Consider the following 17,335-nt stretch of genomic DNA (forward strand, 5'->3'; position numbering starts at 1 on the left):
TTTTGACGCTTACCGTTCAAATGTTAATATAGGTGGCTGAGGGTGCTTGATATTTTGATAACAAAGGAAACGTTTTGAACACGAAAAGCAGAATACGGTTGTGGCCACGGTTGGCATTATATGCAATGACTATTTTGCTATTGGCTGGGTGCTCAAACAAATCAAAACGCGACTATTCTACGTTACCGAAAGGCAGTTACAACAGTCAGTCCTATACCGTTAAACGGGGCGACACTCTCTATTTTATCGCTTGGATCAGTGACAGCGAAGTCAATGACCTTGCCCGGATCAATAAACTCAGCCCGCCCTATCGGTTAGAAGTCGGGCAAAAACTGCAACTTAATAGCTCTACCTCTAGCGGCAGTTTGGCGTCTAATAAACGCAAATCCTCAAGCTCCTCCATCACTAAATCAACGCCGCCACCCGGGGCTGGGGGTTGCTGGCGTTGGCCTACCAGTGGTCAGGTGATATCGAAATACTCTACTGCCGATGGCGGTAATAAAGGTATTGATATTGCAGGCAAACGTGGGCAGCCGGTATATGCATCCGCTAAAGGGCGCGTCGTGTATGTCGGGAATCAACTACGAGGTTATGGCAACCTGATCATGATTAAGCACGGTAATGACTTCATTACGGCTTATGCCCATAACGACACGATGCTGGTGAAGAATGCACAGGATGTCAAAGCGGGGCAAAAAATAGCCACATTGGGAAGCTCGGGAAGCGACACTCTCATGCTGCATTTTCAAATTCGTTACCGGGCAACCGCCCTTGATCCACTCAGATATCTGCCAGCACCAGGAACAACACCTAAATGCTAATGCTTGAATCTCATCCTATTTTATGGTGCATTCCGTGCACTACCCTCGTATATGTATCTATGCCCCACCCATCTCAGGCTGATAATATGCCGACGCGGATATCACTTGAACCATGAAGCTGTTGTTCTCTGTTATTATTTTCACCTTACCAGAGCCCCATAGATGCCACGCCCACTAATAAGTCATGGCGTAATGTGTAATATAGTCATTTATTGCCGAGGGATATTTCAACAATACATCAAGTGCCTCGTGATTCGCAAAACCAAAACCGACCAAATTAATAGCGTTAATATGCTGTCAATAACTCTCTACCCAGTTTCCCGTCCAATCGAGTAAGCGAAGAACTCATTAAATCCTCTGCATCTACGTTTGTAAGATAATGAATCCAAAGAATTGCACAACGCCATAATTTGAATTATCTTGCAATAATACAGGCTCTTATAATGAAAATGATTAAATAGCATGGACAAAAGGAACATTGCCCCATGAGTACCGGATCTATCCTGTTTTACATTTATGGGATTGGCATTGTTGTCGCAACGGGTGTCATCTTCCCTCTCACTCGGGACCAGAGCTTGGTCGTAAGATGGATATCGTCATTTCTTATCGGTATAACCTGGCCCCTGAGCTTGCCGGTTGCCTTGTTACTCTCGATGTTCTAATTGAAATAACAATGATCTGTGCCACAGTTGATTTAAAATAAGCCGCTATAATTACGTTAGGTCATAACGCAAATAGGAGGATGTATGTATCACTCTATTTTGGTGCCTGTGGACATTTCAGATCCTGACTTTACCCAACAAGTCATTGCACATGTTGAAGCACAGGCAAATATTACTGATGTCGCTCACGTTCATTTCCTGACGGTCATTCCGACGTTTCCTTATTATGCCTCTCTAGGGCTCGCCCATTCGGGGGAAGCCCCAAATCAAGAGCAGATAAAAAACGAAGCATTATCAAAGCTTTCTGAGCTTATTGACCAATTTGATATTCCCGCCGATAGGATCAAAAAACACGTAGTCTCGGGTTCTCCCAAAGATGAGATACTGAGAGTTGCTGATTCAATCAAGGCCGACTTAATTATCATTGCCTCACATCGGCCCGGCATATTGACGTATCTATTGGGTTCAAATGCTGCAGCGGTAGTCCGCCACGCAAAATGCTCAGTGCTTGTCGTCCGTTAATCGTTCTTATACAAAACCCGAACAGAGCGATTCCCTTTAAAAACAAAGAAACCTTACTGCTTTGGTCGGGTTTCTTTGTTGTCGTTCGTACACTATTTGGATGCAGCAGAAAAATACATGAGTTAAATATCATTTCTGATACTCACTGTAGAATAAGCCATTTGCCTGCCAGGCACAGTTGCACAGTTGCACAGTGCCGCATTTTATCTTTCGATTTAAGCCGTTGCCACAAAGAGGGTTTGAAGATAATTACTGCTAGCACTGAGCTGTATAAAGGCCACCACTAGGGCACCACTAGGGCACCTAGATTTGGTGACTAAATTATTTAGCAAACTTATCAGCTTCTTCGTCGGTAGTGATAAAGCTTTCACCCAAGCCAATCGCAATCAATACTCCCACGATATAACCCAAGATCTTACTGTTCAGCATTTTTTTCAGCATGCAGTGAAACCTCCTATCAGAAGAACAATTATTTTATGCCTTTAGCATAATTTATCGAAGGGTGACGTAATCTAAGACAGAATTTTATGCATTCTCTCTTGGATCTCTCGCTGTAGTGACGGTGATTTACAACTTTCCTCTGAGGGGAAGTTATTATCCATCAGCATGACGTCGAGTTTTTCTTTGTCTGCAGGGCTCAATGTACTATATAACGCTGAGACTATTTTTTTCAGCGCTAACATTTCAAGCGTCAAATGTGATATTGCATCAGACATACCTCAGTTCCCTGTAATCTTCATGATTATTGAAAGTATAACGATGTCTTGTGGCAACTCTCCAACACAAATCGTGCTAAATATGCGCTATTTACTCGTTCTTACTATATCGGCGAAACCCGTCACCACCCCCTGATTGAGCCGCTTCTATTTGCGTCACTATAAAAATAATTAGCTTAAGATATTCTTCCTATACCGCAGTCAAAACCCGCTATGCTTAAATCAAGAATCGTTCATTCAATACGCTGATTTTAAGTTTTAACACCACCCTTTCGTCTGAATAGTATATGGAGCATACATGGACATTGAACCCAAATCTCCTCGTGCGATAAAGGCTCCTAGCTACTTGGATGCACTTATTCCCGTCGTCTCATTAATCGTGCTGGTAGGGTCATCCGTCGCTTTATTTGGTCTTAATGCAGTCAATGGCCCGCTGCAAGTCGCTATTATCATTAGTACAATGATCACATCTATAATCATATTGAAAAATGGTCATAGCTGGGAGGCTATTTCTGAGTCAGGACGTAAAGGTATTGCTACTGTCTCCGGCGCAATCTTTATCCTTTTTTCCGTTGGCGCATTAATTGGCACTTGGAATATGTCTGGAACCATCCCGACCATGGTGTATTACGGGATCGTCATGATCACTCCTAATTGGTTTTACCCCATTGCTTTTCTGGTATGCATCGGGGTATCACTGAGTATTGGCAGTTCCTGGACAACGGCGGGTACTCTGGGAGTTGGATTAGTCGGCTTGGCCAATATGCTCGGCTTATCACCCGAAATAACCGCTGGCGCAGTAATATCTGGCGCGTACGTCGGCGATAAAGTTTCGCCTCTATCAGAAAGTACAGTATTAGCTGCACAATTAAATGGCGTAGAACTGTATAAGCATATTCGTACACAACTTTGGACGACTGTCCCCGCGGCGTTTATTGCTCTGATTGCATTTATCGTGCTGGGTATGAATCAGCAAAGCGCTTTTGATATCACAATCACCAATAATGAAATGACCCGCTTTAATGAACTTTTCCATATTACGCCATGGAATCTGTTGCCACTGTTCTTTTTACTGACATTATCAATATTAAAGGTGCCCGCCTCACTCGCCATTATGTGCTCTGCTTTACTGGCCGGTATCATGACTTCTTTTATGCAGCCACAGGTTATCATGCGTTTCATCGCTGAACCGGATGTTGCCACACCACTGCTTGCCATTAAAGCTATTTGGGTCGCGATGGCTACAGGCTTTCAGGAGAATTCAGGGATTGAGCAGATCGATGCTCTCCTTTCTCGTGGCGGTATGGACAGTATGTTACTGACCATCTGGTTAATTATTGGTGCAGTCACTTTCGGGATCATGGTGGATGACTTTGGTCTGCTTAATAAACTGGTGACACCATTGCTGTTACGGGCCAGAACCGTGGGGCGCTTAATTGCGTCGGTCGTTGCTACCGCCATTGGGTTGAATATTGCCGCAGGCGATCAATATATAGCGCTGCTGTTACCAACTCGGTTATACCGTGCTGAATTTGCCAAACGTGGGCTGGCACCAGAAAATCTTTCACGGGCTGTCTCTGACGCCGGTATTGTCACCTCCCCGCTCATTCCATGGAATTCCTGCGGAGCTTATATGGCCGCCGTTCTGGGGGTATCAACTATGGCCTACATGCCATTCGCCGTGTTTAATATCGCCGCCCCCCTGATAACTTTGGTGTTGGGTGTAACGGGTTTTAATATTCGTCACATACCAAAGACTACAGCAGAGTTAAAAGAAAATATCCCTGAAAGCAAACCTGTCCAGTAGTCACCATTAAGATTAGAGGGTATGGCTGTGTAAAAATAAAACCGGGCTTAATGGCCCGGTCTGTTTATTGATAATTTGTTAGTCAGTATTAGAAGTTATATTTCACACCCAGCATCACTGCGGTATCGCTATAACCTTTATTGCCGACCTGCTGGCCAATATTACCCCAGAGATTCACCTTCTTGCTTAGCTGGCCTTCCACACCCAGTTTCAGTTCAGCAATATTCGCCGCACCGGTTTGTTTTACCGTCATGCCATCCATGGTGGTACCAAAGTCTTTGGTGTTGTGGATCCAGTTAGCTTCCACAAACGGCTGGAACTCGCGATCTTTACCTTTATCCTGCTCCGCATAACCGTTCATAAAAGCTTTTACCCCCAGGCGGGTCTGGATATTGCCATTGCCTTCGCCAGAGACATTTGTGCCATTGGCTTCTTTATGGTCATCAGCTTTGACCCCCATCCAGGTGACCTGGGCTTTCGGCTGGATAAAGTAGCTGGCATTTTTCGCGGCATTTTCACCCACTTTAAAGGTATAGCCGCTTTCCACCGAGGCGGTAACCCCTTTGGATTTGTATTCTTCAACCGCTAAGCCCTGACCATTAACGGTGTTATTGAACCAGCTGTATTGCGCCCAGCTGTCCACATACAGGCCGGTTTTATCCACACTGTTGGCATACCAGGTGCCATAGACACCAGTGCTGTAACCGTCTACCGAGGCCCGGGCGCTGTAGCCCGACAGCCGCGACTCCGTGGTGCTTTTGCTGTTACCGTAACCGGCCATCAGGCCCAGATGGAAACGGTCTGCGTCATTGTGGCTCCACTGGGCAATATCGCCGCCTAGTTGCATCACATAGCGGTTACTTTGGGTGCGCAGTTGGTCCTGAGAATCGCGCGAACGGTTATGCCCACCTTCGTTACGCAACCACAAGCTGGTGACTTTCTGCTCGCCAGTCAGCGCATCGATATACTGGGTTTCACCCAGACGGTCATGCAGACGAGTGACGAACATATTGTTAGCTGCTGCCAGGTTGGCGCTGTATCCGCTAGCTTCCGGTCGTTCAACCATCGGTGGCGGTGTTTGTGGCGATTGGACTACCGGTGGCAATGTCCCTGGAAGTTCGACTGCCGGTGGTAGTGTCCCTGGGAGTTCAACTGCCGGTGGCTGTGTTTCCGGGAGCTCGGTTGCCGGTGGTAGCGTTTCCGGAACACTAGGGCCGGGTACACTCGTCGGGATTGCGCTGTTCAAATACCAGTTAGCACTATTGATACCAATACCGCGCTCTAAATAGTAGTCATAAGCCCCGGCGACAATACGCCCGTTTTGAGTAAACTGACCATTAGACGCGCCAGCCACTGAAATCAGCTCAATGCCATTTAGGGTTTGTGCGCCACTGCCGCCGAGATTATTCACCTGCACAAAAGTGCTACCGGAGGTATTCCCCCCGATAATCAGTTTATCGGTAATGGAGTTATCATCCTCCAGAACTGAATTCATATTCAGCAGGCCATCATTACCACTATAATCACCCGTAATGGTTAAGGTGTTGCCGCCAAGTCCGCCAAAATTCACGGTACCGCTATTATCTAACGAGTGAAGCGTCTGATTGTAGCCATTCAAATCCAGCGAGCCTGCAGTCTGGGTGACATAATCAGAGCTGGCGCTGAATACATTATTCGCACCGGCTTTAAGGGTACCTTGATTGACTTGAGTCGCGCCAGTGTAACTGCTGGCCACAGACAACGTCAGGGCATAGGGGCCATTTTGTATCAGGCTACCCGTACCGACGAGATTGAAGTTCAGACTACCATCAGCACTACGCTGGAAAATTAACTCGCCTTCATTTTTCAAGTCTTGAATAGGAGAGACAATGGTTGCCAGGTCATTAACGATTGTCTGACCAACCAGTGTTCCGCCCGAGCCCGTTAAGCGGCTACTGCCATTGAAGGTGGTGTTGTTGGTGGTGCCACCTCCGTAGAGGATCTGATCCCCATTGTTATTAAAAATGGTGTTGTTGGCGATACCAGTGACATGCTGGCTCCCCTTGTTAACAATGGTGTCGTTAGCGACTCCCACCACTCCATGGATAATTTGACTGCCACCGTTAAGGGTTGTGCTGTTGGCGGTACCTTTAACCTCCTGTCTGCCATCGATAATGGTGGTGATGTTGGCTGTGCCACCATAAAGAAACTGATCCCCACCGGCAATCGTGGTGTTGTAAGCGATGCCTGGGCCATCAACACGCTGATACCCCCCCGTAATGGTGGTACCATCGGCTATACCGAAAACAGATTGATACCCGCCGTTAACGGTGGAATTGTAGCTTTTACCCTCAGGGCTGATACTCTGATATCCACTATTAATCGTAGTGTTGTAGGCGAAGGCTCCCCCATCGACAGACTGAGTTCCACCACTAACGGTGGCGCCTATAGCGGTACCACCTTTGTAGAGATACTGATGTCCAGCAATAATGATGGCGTTTGTATCTATACCACCTTTGTTAACAACCTGGCCCGCATTGATACCGTTAATGGTGACACCGTTAACTTTACCGCCCTCTAGGACACCCTGATATCCCTCAAGAATAGTACCGCCGTTAGCGATGCCACCATTATTAATAGACATAGACCCATGGTTAAGGATGGTGTCGTTGGCTATACCGCCATTATTAACATTCTGCTTTCCGTAGTAAATGAGGGTATCGTTAGTTGTACCACCTTCGTTAACATTCTGAACTCCCTGCATATTAACGGTAGTGTCGTTGGCAATACCGTTCATCCCGATATTTTGAATCTCTTTAACATCAAGAGTTTCACCAGAGATTTCTTGTTCGATAATATCTGGGGTAAATGCCATTACCGAGGAACTGCCTAATACACCACAAATAAGAATGGCTAAAATTGATAGTTTTGCCCGGAGCGGTTGATCTCTTGATTCCGCACTGCAGATAATTGTCGCAGGGCGATTAATGGTTTTTTTATTCATATATGTAAAGCCTATAATCGAATTTCTTAATGAAACTCAGCTGGTGAAGTGAAATAAAATGATATAAATTGCTTTTAATTTGTTAAATTATTGCAATTAAATTAATTTACATGAAGCATCCGAGCTATTATTTTTAATAAATAGCCAACTTAAAATTAACCAATTACATTTTTATTGTCTAAATATAGTTATATTTTTGTTATTGTATAAAAAGCTGCTGAATATATTTTTTTGATAATTGAAAATAATCTAATTATTCTGGGTTTAATATAAGATATCGCCTTTAATTTGTAGGAAAAATCCTAATAAAATAATGAATTCTAAAAAATGTAATATTCATCAAAGGATGTTATGTAATCTCTCGCTGGGCTTTGAAGCTATATGAATTTGAACCGTGTCAATATGGCTGACCTGATCTATTTTTTTGCTATTGCACGCCATAACAGCTTTAGCGAAGCGGCTATTGAGGTAAACAAGCGTATCTTGAACCGTTGAGAGTTTTTCGAAGCAGAGCTTATGACGGGTATAGAGCCGATCCCTTTACAAACAGTCAGTTTGATAAAAGCTAAAGCACAAAAAGTGTCGCTCATGTATGAGGCCTATCTGAGCGACAGTCATCTTAGCTGGCTGTTTTTTTCAATTAAAAAATCAATTAATGTTTTCACTCTTTTAGTCTTCCCTGCATTTTTAGGGTAATAGAGATAAACAGGTGGATATGTTTTCCAGTAACTCTCCATCACAGGAAGAAATTCCTCTTTATCTGGCTGTAACCTGTGGATGGGTTCAAACAATCTTCCGATGCCGAGTCCGCTACGTATTCCATCAGCCATAACGTCAATATCATTACTGATTAACTGCCCCGGCATTTCGACGGTCAACTGCTCCCCTTGGTCATCCAGCATCAATGGAAGAATACGGTTATTGGTAATGAAGCGGTAACCGATAAGTTTGTGCTGATAGAGATCGGAGGGCGTCGTAGGGGTACCGAACTGCGCAAGATAGGCCGATGACGCATACAGCCCTTCCCGAAACGGTTTCATTAACTGGCGTGCCACTACGCCGCCTTCAAGAATATCGCCAAAACGGATCCCCAGATCAAAGCGGCCTTCAATAATATTAACGGTGCCGTCGTAAACCGAAATTTCAAGTTGAATGCCAGGATATTTCTGGCAAAAGGCCGCCATAACCGGTTTGAGTATAAGCAGGTAAGCGAAGCGAGAGAGCGTAATCCTGACCAAGCCTGAGGGTTCCTGGTTCTGGTCACGGATGTTTTCCAGTGATTTTTCAAGCGTATCCACTGCCGCTTCAGTCTGCTCCAGCAACTGTTGCCCGGCATCGGTCAGTTCAATACGCCGTGTTGTACGCGCAAAAAGCGGGTGACCGATATGTTGCTCAAGCAGCTTAAGTGACTTGCTGACGGAGGGAGGGGTAATTTCAAGCTTTCGGGCCGCAGCAGAGATACTCCCTTCACGAGCAATACTCTGAAAGATCCGTATTTGGTTGTAAATCGCGTTATTCACACATCATCCTTAAGCAATAACCTGCTTATTATTAACTACAGGCTAAGTATCCTTTAGTCAAGGATGACCTAATCTTATCAAGATCGCGATCCTATACTTATTGTCGGTTCGCCGGTCAGAATAAGCGCTCATCGCGATCGTCGTTCCATTCGACAAATGTTGCTATGGTTTTTGAGCCGGACTGTAAGTCATTTCTTCGACCATTCTTCAGGAGGATTTTATGAAAAAATTACCAAAAATAGCGTTAGGAACCTGGTCCTGGGGAGAAGGATTTGCCGGTGGGGATACCGTATTCGGAAACCACCTTTCCGACCGTCAGGTGGAAGAAGTATTCAGCAACGCCATGGATAAAGGACTTAATCTTTGGGACACCGCTGCCGTCTACGGGATGGGGAGTTCTGAAACCGCGTTGGGTAAGCTAGTCCGCCAATACCCACGTGAAGAAATAATTCTATCCACCAAATTCACGCCGCAAATTGCCAACAAGGAGTCAGCACAGCCCGTGAGCGCCATGCTTAAGGAGAGTCTCGACCGTCTGGGGGTAGAAGATATTGATATCTACTGGATTCATAATCCATCCGACGTAGACAAATGGACACCGGGCCTGATCCCTCTGTTACAGAGCGGCAAGATAAAACGGGTTGGTGTCTCCAATCACAACCTAGAACAAATAAAGCGGGCAAATGAGCTCCTTAAACCGGCAGGTTATTCAGTGAGTGCCGTTCAGAATCACTACAGCCTGCTCTACTGTTCATCGGAAGATGCAGGGATCCTGGACTATTGCCATCAAAACAACATCACCTTCTTTGCCTATATGGTGTTGGAACAAGGGGCGCTAAGTGGCCGTTACCACTCGCAAAATCCTATGCCTGCGGGAAGTGGCCGTGGTGAAACCTATAACCCCGTTTTACCGCAACTAGAAAAATTAACGGCGGCGATGAAAGCGATAGGAGATGAAAGAAACGCCAGTGTTGCACAAGTTGCCATCGCTTGGGCAATTGCAAAAGGCACCCTTCCAATCGTAGGTGCCACCAAAGTTCATCATGTTCTGGATGCTGTAGGCGCAGCGGAAATTCAGCTTAGCGCTGACGAAATGGTCACTCTCGAGCGTCTTGCTAAAGCAACCGGAGTAGATACACGAGGATCATGGGAGAAGCCCATGGCCTAATAAACTGAGGTCAAGATTGCCGCCAGATAACCCCGCTTATGTGGCGGCTTTGCGTACGCTCGACCTCCATCAAACTTGATTATTAGCTTTTGGCTAAGAGTGATTGAACTATTAACACCCTAAAAAACAAAGTACAGCCGACCTATACTAGAGGTCTGTCAAACAATTAACGTTTAATCCATTGAAAATGAAAAATATCCTGATTATTTCCGGTCATCCGAATCTGAACGAGTCAATCGGCAACGTGACTATCCTGAATGAAGTAGCCCTGGCACTGCCAGAGGCTGAAATTCGCCGTCTAGACGCGCTTTATCCGGACCATAAAATCAATGTTAAAGCAGAGCAGGAAAGCTTGTTGAAAGCTGACGTCATCGTCTGGCAATTTCCATTCTCTTGGTATTCACTGCCAGGAATTATGAAATTATGGCTAGATGAGGTTTTTGTTCACGGGTTCGCACATGGCTCAACGGCAAAACTTGGCGGTAAAAAACTGGTTCTTTCATTTACCACCGGTGCACCGCAGGCGCTCTATTCATCGGAGGGATTTTTTGGCCATAACGTTGAAGATTATTTGACCCATTTTGAAACCACTGCCCGACTCTGCAATCTGGATTTGCAAAAACCTGTGTATACCTGTGGCATCAGTTATGCCGACAGAGATGAAAATAAAATAGCGCAACAGAAAAACATGGCTAAAGAGCATGCCTCACGACTGATCGCGCTTTTGAAATCCTTATCCGCAGAATTGAAACTGGCGGTGTAAAAGAGAGGTGCTAATTGTTCATTATCAATATTACGGTAAAAGATACTATTTCACCTGAGCAGCATGAGTCCCTTTTTATTCGTCATGCGCAATGGTTTAAACACCATTTTTCTACAGGAAAATTTGTCGTTATCGGGCCTTATTCTGATCGGGAGCGATCTGGGATCATTATTGCCAATATAGAGAATCGCGATGAACTGATGACTATTCTTAGCGAGGACTCTTATTACCCCAATCTGGCCACTTATGAGATAAGTGAGTTTATCCCCAAAATGATTGCGGAAAACTTACATCAGTTTCAAAAATCATAAAAGTCAGTGAGTTGATGTATTAAATAAAGAAGGGAGAAGTGAATGAAGTGGATTAACTTACGCAAGACTACAAAATTTATTACCTTGATTTTTATGTTTCTGATGCCAGTCAGCGAAGCTATCAGTAACGATAAGACTGATATTAAAACTCTCGTTATCGTCTCCCATCCGTATCCGGAGAGGTCTGTTTTGACTAAAGGATTGCAGGAGGCGGCAGAAAGCGTTGAAGGTGTGACGGTTCGCAATCTTGAATCGATATATGGTTTTGACACCAGCAAAATTAATGGTGATGAAGAGCGCCGATTGATGCGCGAACACTCACGTATCGTGTTTCTGTTCCCAACTCACTGGTTCAATATTACACCCATGATGAAAGCGTGGCTAAATGATACTTGGGGCAGCGTCGGGCCGGGGTTATGGCAAGGGAAAGAGATGTTAGTTGTCAGCACGGCGGCAGGAGGAGCATCGACTTACGGAGATCAGGGCAGAATTGGCGTTACACTTGCTGATGTCTTTTTGCCTATGAAAGCCAGCGCCCTGCATGCCGGTATGACTTACCTGCCTCCGCTTGTATTCCAAAGCGCTAGCAGCAGCCAATTGCCACAATATCAGCGCCAGTTTATTGAACGTCTGAAAATGTAATTAATCGCGATTCACTCTATAACCAACAGATAAATAAAGGCATCTTGTGAAAAATATTATCACCATGACACTCTGCCTGCTGATGGGAAGTCCCGCATTTGCAACCAGCTCAACCTCACTGGATAAAACCGTTATGAACATTTTTGAGCTGGGTATCAAAGCGGGGAAAGATCAGCAATATGATGAAGTAGCCAGAAGCAATATTTCTTCTTCTGTTGAAAATGAAAGTGGCACGCTGGCAATGTACTCACTCAAACGCAAGGACGATTTAAATCAGGCATACATGATTGAAATCTATGCAGACAAGGAGGCATACAATCAGCATTTAAATTCGGAGCAGTACAAGGCATTTATTGCTCGGGCTCCTGAAATTATAGGTCAGAAACGCAAAACGGATGTCGTACCGCAATTTCTGGGCGATAAGCGAATCGTCCAAAACGAGAACACCATAAATAATTTGGTTGTTGTCGATGTAAAACCCGAATTTCAGACGGCGTTCAAAAATATCGTCCTGCCTGAAATGGCCGAGTCCCTGAAGCTTGAGGATGGCGTGCTGGCGATGTATGCCGCCACCGATGCGAAAAATGAAAATCGCTGGTATTTCTATGAGGTTTACGCCAGCGAGGCTGATTATCAACGGCACCGGCAGACTCCGCACTTCCGGGAATATATAGAACAAACGGCAGACATGACAGTCAGTAAAGAATCTATTCCTGTCGTACCCGTTTTTCTCCGAAACAAAGGCGCCATGCGGTTTAATGCTTAGCGCCTGAGCATCAGTCCATTAGAGGATGAATGGGGTTCGTGATCAAAATAGTGATTACTGCTGTCGCTTGTCCTTACCCATTTCGCGGATGCAGAAGAAAAAAGAGGTAAAAATATGTTGAAAAATAATCCATCAAACCTTTCAGTTGCCGATATTCAATTCGTTTCTCCAGCGTTGGCTCGCTTTAGTCACGAAGTCATTACGGATGACCTGTGGAAACGAGATGAGCTTTCTCAACGTGACCGCAGCATCGTCACCGTAGCCATTCTAATTGCCAGAAACCAGCCCACTGAGTTAAAGCATTTCATCGAGGTTGCTCTCGATAGCGGCGTCACACCCGCCGAGGTTTCGGAAATTATTACGCATCTTGCGTTTTATTCCGGCTGGCCAAATGCTATGTCGGCTATAGCAGTAACAAAAGATATTTTTCAGCAGCGTGGGGTTAGCGCTGAGCAGCTACCTGAAGCCTTGCCTACGCTTTTACCGCTCAACCAGGAAGCTGAAAAGCAGCGTGCAGAAACGGTGGAAAAGAATGTCGGCCCCATCTCTCCCGGACTGGTCAAATTCACCGCCGACCCTCTCTTTCTTGATCTGTGGCAGAGACCCGCGCTCAAGCCCCGTGACAGGAGCCTAGTGACAGTCAGCGCATTAATCGCATCGGGGCAAAGTGCACAGATTAGTTACCATCTTAATCGCGCGATGGATAATGGACTGACCTCCGCAGAGGCGGGTGAAATTGTGACTCAGGCTGCCTTCTATGCGGGCTGGCCGAATGCTTTTTCTGCAGTGCCAGTTGTGGGTGAAGTACTGCGTGCTCGCTTATCAAAAGAAGGTTAAAAAATCTGTTATTTAAAGGAGAACCAATGACTACGACTATCCGTATCATTTCACTCCTCCTGATTATTTTCATGGGGAGGGTAAACGCTGGGGAGAAAACGGTGAAAATTCAATTTAATTACAATAACAAGACAGTGATTGGTTCTCTTGAGAATAACCCGGCATCCCAAGAGTTTCTGGCCATGCTTCCTCTCACGGTTAAGCTGGAAGACTATGGTTCAGTCGAGAAAATCGCATTGCTACCAAGTAAACTCAATAAGACTAATACGATGGCGGCAATAACACCTGTTGCTGGTGATATTGCATACTATATTCCCTGGGGAAATTTAGCGATATTTCGTCAGGATTTTCGCTATTCTCCGGGGTTGGTCAGACTTGGGCGAATTGAAGAAGGACTGGAGTCGTTACAGCAACCAGGCTCAGTAGAAATACATATAACGCGAGTTGAAAATGAATAACCATAACACTAAGAATTGCTGCAGATATCGCTCTATTGGGGAGTAAACTGCGGATCACCAATTAACATTCTATGATGTTAATTACCTCAGTTTCTGGTACTGAGCCGAAGGTCAGCTCTTATTACGCTCAGAATAGCAAATGTATCTGATTAAGTATGAGTCAATACAGATGATTGGTCTCAATTTTAAGCCGCTGACCAAGAACGCAAAAAACAATAGATGAATACACCGTTCGATTAAACTCTGTTTTTCTTATATGATTTTGTTATTTTTTTCCGGCATTTGGTTCGATTTATATCGCAAGGGATATAAAGATGAAGTAGCCATTTCATGGCTGGTAGCTTTGGAGTATCTAGCGCGATAATTTGCTTATATCGACTCATTTTAATCGAGTAACCTACCGGTCATACCCACCTGATATATTCCCAGTATTTATGCTACAAACTATTCGTTCTATGATGTATAAAGAAAATGACAGTTCAATGGCAGAAAATACACTCAGTTGCCTATAGATAGTTCAAGGAAGAGAGATGAAAGAGTATGTGATTCCTGCAATTTTAGTCTTAGCTACCGTTGTTGCTTTTACCGCAGTGGCAGTAACCACTTTCGCTTTGTTGGGTGATGGCGTGAAAATTGGTGACATGACTTACTATATCGGTTAATGCGGTCATTTGTTTATATCAACGGGGGTTATGATGAAACAGAGCATCCAATGGCTCAATAAGTTCTAGGTCAATCTCACCAAAGTCTGTTTTTTTGAAGCATAAAAGACAAAACCGGGCGTAATTGCCCGGCCTGTTTATTAATAATTTGTTAGTCAGTATTAAAAGTTATATTTAACCCCTAACATGACTGCCGTATCACTGTAGCCTTTATTACCCACCTGCTGGCCGACATTACCCCACAGATTGACTTTCTTGCTTAGCTGGCCTTCCACACCCAGTTTCAGTTCAGCAATATTCGCCGCACCGGCTTGTTTTACCGTCATGCCATCCATGGTAGTACCAAAGTCTTTGGTGTTGTGGATCCAGTTGGCTTCGACAAACGGCTGGAATACCAGGTCTTTGCCTTTATCCTGTTCGGCATAGCCGTTCATAAAGGCTTTTACCCCCAGGCGGGTCTGGATATTGCCGTTGCCTTCACCGGAGATATTTGTGCCATTAGCTTCTTTATGCTCATCAGCTTTGACACCCATCCAGGTGACCTGGGCTTTCGGCTGGATAAAATACGTGGCGTTTTTCGCGGTGTTTTCACCCACTTTAAAGGTATAGCCACTTTCAACAGAAGCCGTTACACCCTTGGACTTGTACTCTTCAGCCGCCAAACCCTGACCATTAACGGTGTTATCGAACCAACTGTATTGCGCCCAGCTGTCCACATACAGGCCGGTTTTATCGGCGCTATTGGCATACCAGGTGCCATAGACGCCGGAGCTGTAGCCATCTACCGAGGCGCGGGCGCTGTAACCGGATAAACGTGATTCGCTGGTGCTTTTGCTATTGCCATAGCCCGCCATCAGCCCCAGATGGAAGCGGTCTGCACCCGTGTGGCTCCACTGGGCAATATCGCCACCCAGTTGCATCACATAGCGGTTACTTTGCGTGCGCAACTGGTCTTGAGAATCGCGTGAACGGTTATGACCACCTTCATTACGCAGCCACAAACTGGTGACTTTCTGCTCGCCGGTCAGCGCATCAATATAGTGAGTTTCACCCAGACGGTCATGCAGGCGGGTGACAAACAGATTGTTGGCCGCGGCGAGGTTGGCGCTGTAACCGCTGGCTTCAGGCCGCTCAACCAGTGGGGGAGATGGCTCGCCCGGAACTTCCGGGGTCTCTGTCGGGATCGCGTTGCTCAGATACCAGTTGGCGGCATTGCTGCCCGCCCCGCGCTGTAAATAGTAGTCATAGGCCCCGGCAGCGATACGTCCCTGCTGAGTAAACTCACCCTCAGACACGCCGCCCACCGTGATCAGCTCAATGCCGTTCAGAGTCTGTGCGCCACTGCCGCCCAGATTATTGACCTGCACATAGGTGTTACCAGCGGTATTACCGGCGATAATCAGTTTATCGGTAACGGAATTGTCATCTTCCAGCACCGAATTCATATTGAGCAGGCCATTGTTGCCGGTATAATCGCCGGTAATGGTCAGGGTATTGCCCCCCATCCCGCCAAAGTTCACAGCCCCGCCATTATTGAGGGACTGAAGTGTCTGGTGATAGCCGTCCAAATCCAGCGTGCCGCCGGCCTGGGTGATATAATCAGAGCTGGCGCTGAACACATTGTCTGCTCCGGCTTTGAGTGTACCGCCATTGACCGTGGTGGCACCGGAATAGGAGCTGGCGGTGGAAAGGGTCAGGGTGTGCGGGCCATTTTGTGTCAGACCGCCGGTGCCGGTGAGGTCGAAATTCAGGGTGTAATCGTCGCTACGCTGGAAAATCACCTCGCCCTCATTGTGCACAAGGCCATCATTACCAACAATGGTTCCCCGGTCGTTGACGATGGTCTGGCCCGTCAGTCGTCCTTCTGCGTACATGCCTAAATTGCCATTGTTGTATATTGTGGTATTGTTGGCGATGCCACTGTGGACAGTCTGATTCCCACCATTAATGGTGGTATCATTGGCTATGCCGTCATAGTAAACAGACTGCTCCCCACTATTAATGATGGTATCGTTGGCTATACCACTGATAAGAGTCTGATTCCCACCATTAACGGTGGTGGTGTTGGCTATGGCACCACTGTAAACAGTCTGCAGCCCATTATTAAGGGTGGTATTGTTGGCGGTTCCACCACCGGAAACATTCTGCCGTCCATTGCGATTAATGATGGCATTGTTGGCTGTCCCACCATCTCTAACAAACTGCTGCCCATTACCATATACCGTGGTGTTGTTGGCTATCGCCCCATCGTAAACAACCTGCTGTCCCCCGCTATCATTAAGGGTGGTATTGTTGGCTACGCCGCCACTATAAACATGCTGAACTCCATAAGTATTAACAGTGGTACCGTTGGCTATGCCGCCATTGTTAACCTCCTGCCATCCACTGCCATTAATGGTGGTATCGTTAGTTGTTCCCCCATTGTTAACATGCTGCTGCCCATTGAGATTAATAGTAGTATTATTGGCGGTTCCGCCACTGTTAACATTTTGCTGCCCACGGCCAGTATTAGACGCGGTACCACTAATGGTAGTATCGTTGGCAATCCCCCCTTCCCCTATGTTTTGAGTCTCGAGGGCCTCCAACGTTTCCCCTGTCACTTCTTCCCCAATAACCTCGGGGGTAAAGGCGACTGAAGCGGAGGGACTGCCTAATATACCGAAAATAAGAAGCGCTAAAACTGACAGATTGCCACGA

At 46.0% G+C, this 17,335-nt stretch carries 15 protein-coding genes; 12 read left to right on the plus strand and 3 right to left on the minus strand.

Annotated features, from left to right (window positions below; all coding sequences use genetic code 11):
* Positions 1-92: 92 nt before the first annotated feature.
* The 4 genes from actS to DJ58_RS18170 all read left to right on the plus strand — a co-directional run bounded on the left by actS (position 93) and on the right by DJ58_RS18170 (position 4,528).
* Positions 93-821 (plus strand): amidase activator ActS, encoded by a 729-nt coding sequence (gene actS, locus DJ58_RS18185; protein WP_032911970.1) that lies wholly within the window; start codon positions 93-95, stop codon positions 819-821.
* A gap of 485 nt (positions 822-1,306) precedes the next feature.
* Positions 1,307-1,483, plus strand: a complete 177-nt coding sequence (locus tag DJ58_RS0121515; protein WP_032911964.1) for a GhoT/OrtT family toxin — start codon at positions 1,307-1,309, stop codon at positions 1,481-1,483.
* Between the two features lie 84 nt (positions 1,484-1,567).
* Positions 1,568-2,005: a universal stress protein UspF gene (gene uspF, locus DJ58_RS18180; protein ID WP_004712326.1), complete on the plus strand. Its 438-nt coding sequence runs from the start codon at positions 1,568-1,570 to the stop codon at positions 2,003-2,005.
* 1,014 nt (positions 2,006-3,019) lie between these two features.
* Positions 3,020-4,528: a Na+/H+ antiporter NhaC family protein gene (locus DJ58_RS18170; RefSeq protein WP_032911965.1), complete on the plus strand. Its 1,509-nt coding sequence runs from the start codon at positions 3,020-3,022 to the stop codon at positions 4,526-4,528.
* 88 nt (positions 4,529-4,616) lie between these two features.
* Here the strand turns inward: DJ58_RS18170 and DJ58_RS23080 are convergent, their stop codons facing one another.
* Both DJ58_RS23080 and DJ58_RS18165 read right to left on the minus strand, forming a co-directional pair.
* A complete protein-coding gene (locus tag DJ58_RS23080) occupies positions 4,617-7,511 on the minus strand; it encodes an autotransporter outer membrane beta-barrel domain-containing protein (RefSeq protein WP_050504528.1) in 2,895 nt (964 codons plus the stop codon).
* 614 nt (positions 7,512-8,125) lie between these two features.
* Positions 8,126-9,031, minus strand: a complete 906-nt coding sequence (locus tag DJ58_RS18165; RefSeq protein ID WP_004712706.1) for a LysR family transcriptional regulator — start codon at positions 9,029-9,031, stop codon at positions 8,126-8,128.
* Positions 9,032-9,251: 220 nt separating this feature from the next.
* Between DJ58_RS18165 and DJ58_RS18160 the strand changes: the two genes are divergently transcribed.
* The 8 genes from DJ58_RS18160 to DJ58_RS23995 all read left to right on the plus strand — a co-directional run bounded on the left by DJ58_RS18160 (position 9,252) and on the right by DJ58_RS23995 (position 14,638).
* The gene (locus tag DJ58_RS18160; protein ID WP_004712707.1) at positions 9,252-10,199 is read left to right on the plus strand and encodes an aldo/keto reductase; all 948 of its coding nucleotides are present in this window, start codon (positions 9,252-9,254) and stop codon (positions 10,197-10,199) included.
* A 187-nt stretch (positions 10,200-10,386) separates the two neighbouring features.
* On the plus strand, positions 10,387-10,962 hold the full coding sequence (locus tag DJ58_RS18155; RefSeq protein ID WP_004712708.1) for an NAD(P)H-dependent oxidoreductase: 576 nt from the start codon (positions 10,387-10,389) through the stop codon (positions 10,960-10,962).
* 14 nt (positions 10,963-10,976) lie between these two features.
* Positions 10,977-11,273, plus strand: coding sequence for a YciI family protein (locus DJ58_RS18150; RefSeq protein ID WP_004712709.1), 297 nt, complete (start codon positions 10,977-10,979; stop codon positions 11,271-11,273).
* Positions 11,274-11,366: 93 nt separating this feature from the next.
* Complete coding sequence (locus DJ58_RS18145; protein WP_050132469.1) at positions 11,367-11,915, plus strand: NAD(P)H-dependent oxidoreductase; 549 nt, start codon at positions 11,367-11,369, stop codon at positions 11,913-11,915.
* Between the two features lie 46 nt (positions 11,916-11,961).
* On the plus strand, positions 11,962-12,681 hold the full coding sequence (locus DJ58_RS18140) for an antibiotic biosynthesis monooxygenase (protein ID WP_004712711.1): 720 nt from the start codon (positions 11,962-11,964) through the stop codon (positions 12,679-12,681).
* Between the two features lie 57 nt (positions 12,682-12,738).
* Positions 12,739-13,518, plus strand: a complete 780-nt coding sequence (locus DJ58_RS18135; RefSeq protein WP_032912262.1) for a carboxymuconolactone decarboxylase family protein — start codon at positions 12,739-12,741, stop codon at positions 13,516-13,518.
* A 26-nt stretch (positions 13,519-13,544) separates the two neighbouring features.
* On the plus strand, positions 13,545-13,976 hold the full coding sequence (locus DJ58_RS18130; RefSeq protein ID WP_032912263.1) for a cyclophilin-like fold protein: 432 nt from the start codon (positions 13,545-13,547) through the stop codon (positions 13,974-13,976).
* Between the two features lie 530 nt (positions 13,977-14,506).
* Positions 14,507-14,638 carry a hypothetical protein gene (locus tag DJ58_RS23995; protein ID WP_004712714.1) on the plus strand — a complete coding sequence of 44 codons (132 nt, stop codon included), beginning with the start codon at positions 14,507-14,509 and terminating at the stop codon, positions 14,636-14,638.
* A 161-nt stretch (positions 14,639-14,799) separates the two neighbouring features.
* On the opposite strand, the gene DJ58_RS18125 is transcribed toward DJ58_RS23995, so the two are convergent.
* Positions 14,800-17,335 (minus strand): autotransporter outer membrane beta-barrel domain-containing protein (locus DJ58_RS18125; RefSeq protein WP_080725781.1); only part of this gene is annotated, 2,536 nt, incomplete at its 5' end.

The organism is Yersinia frederiksenii ATCC 33641, from assembly GCF_000754805.1.
Taxonomy (GTDB): Bacteria; Pseudomonadota; Gammaproteobacteria; order Enterobacterales; family Enterobacteriaceae; genus Yersinia; species Yersinia frederiksenii.

What these genes read in the sequence shown, in the direction of transcription:
- DJ58_RS0121515 (WP_032911964.1), top strand. Translation starts at nt 1,307, where the DNA reads ATGAGTACCGGATCTATCCTGTTTTACATTTATGGGATTGGCATTGTT.
- uspF (WP_004712326.1), top strand. Translation starts at nt 1,568, where the DNA reads ATGTATCACTCTATTTTGGTGCCTGTGGACATTTCAGATCCTGACTTT.
- DJ58_RS18170 (WP_032911965.1), top strand. Translation starts at nt 3,020, where the DNA reads ATGGACATTGAACCCAAATCTCCTCGTGCGATAAAGGCTCCTAGCTAC.
- DJ58_RS23080 (WP_050504528.1), bottom strand. Translation starts at nt 7,511, where the DNA reads ATGAATAAAAAAACCATTAATCGCCCTGCGACAATTATCTGCAGTGCG.
- DJ58_RS18160 (WP_004712707.1), top strand. Translation starts at nt 9,252, where the DNA reads ATGAAAAAATTACCAAAAATAGCGTTAGGAACCTGGTCCTGGGGAGAA.
- DJ58_RS18155 (WP_004712708.1), top strand. Translation starts at nt 10,387, where the DNA reads ATGAAAAATATCCTGATTATTTCCGGTCATCCGAATCTGAACGAGTCA.
- DJ58_RS18145 (WP_050132469.1), top strand. Translation starts at nt 11,367, where the DNA reads ATGTTTCTGATGCCAGTCAGCGAAGCTATCAGTAACGATAAGACTGAT.
- DJ58_RS18130 (WP_032912263.1), top strand. Translation starts at nt 13,545, where the DNA reads ATGACTACGACTATCCGTATCATTTCACTCCTCCTGATTATTTTCATG.
- DJ58_RS23995 (WP_004712714.1), top strand. Translation starts at nt 14,507, where the DNA reads ATGAAAGAGTATGTGATTCCTGCAATTTTAGTCTTAGCTACCGTTGTT.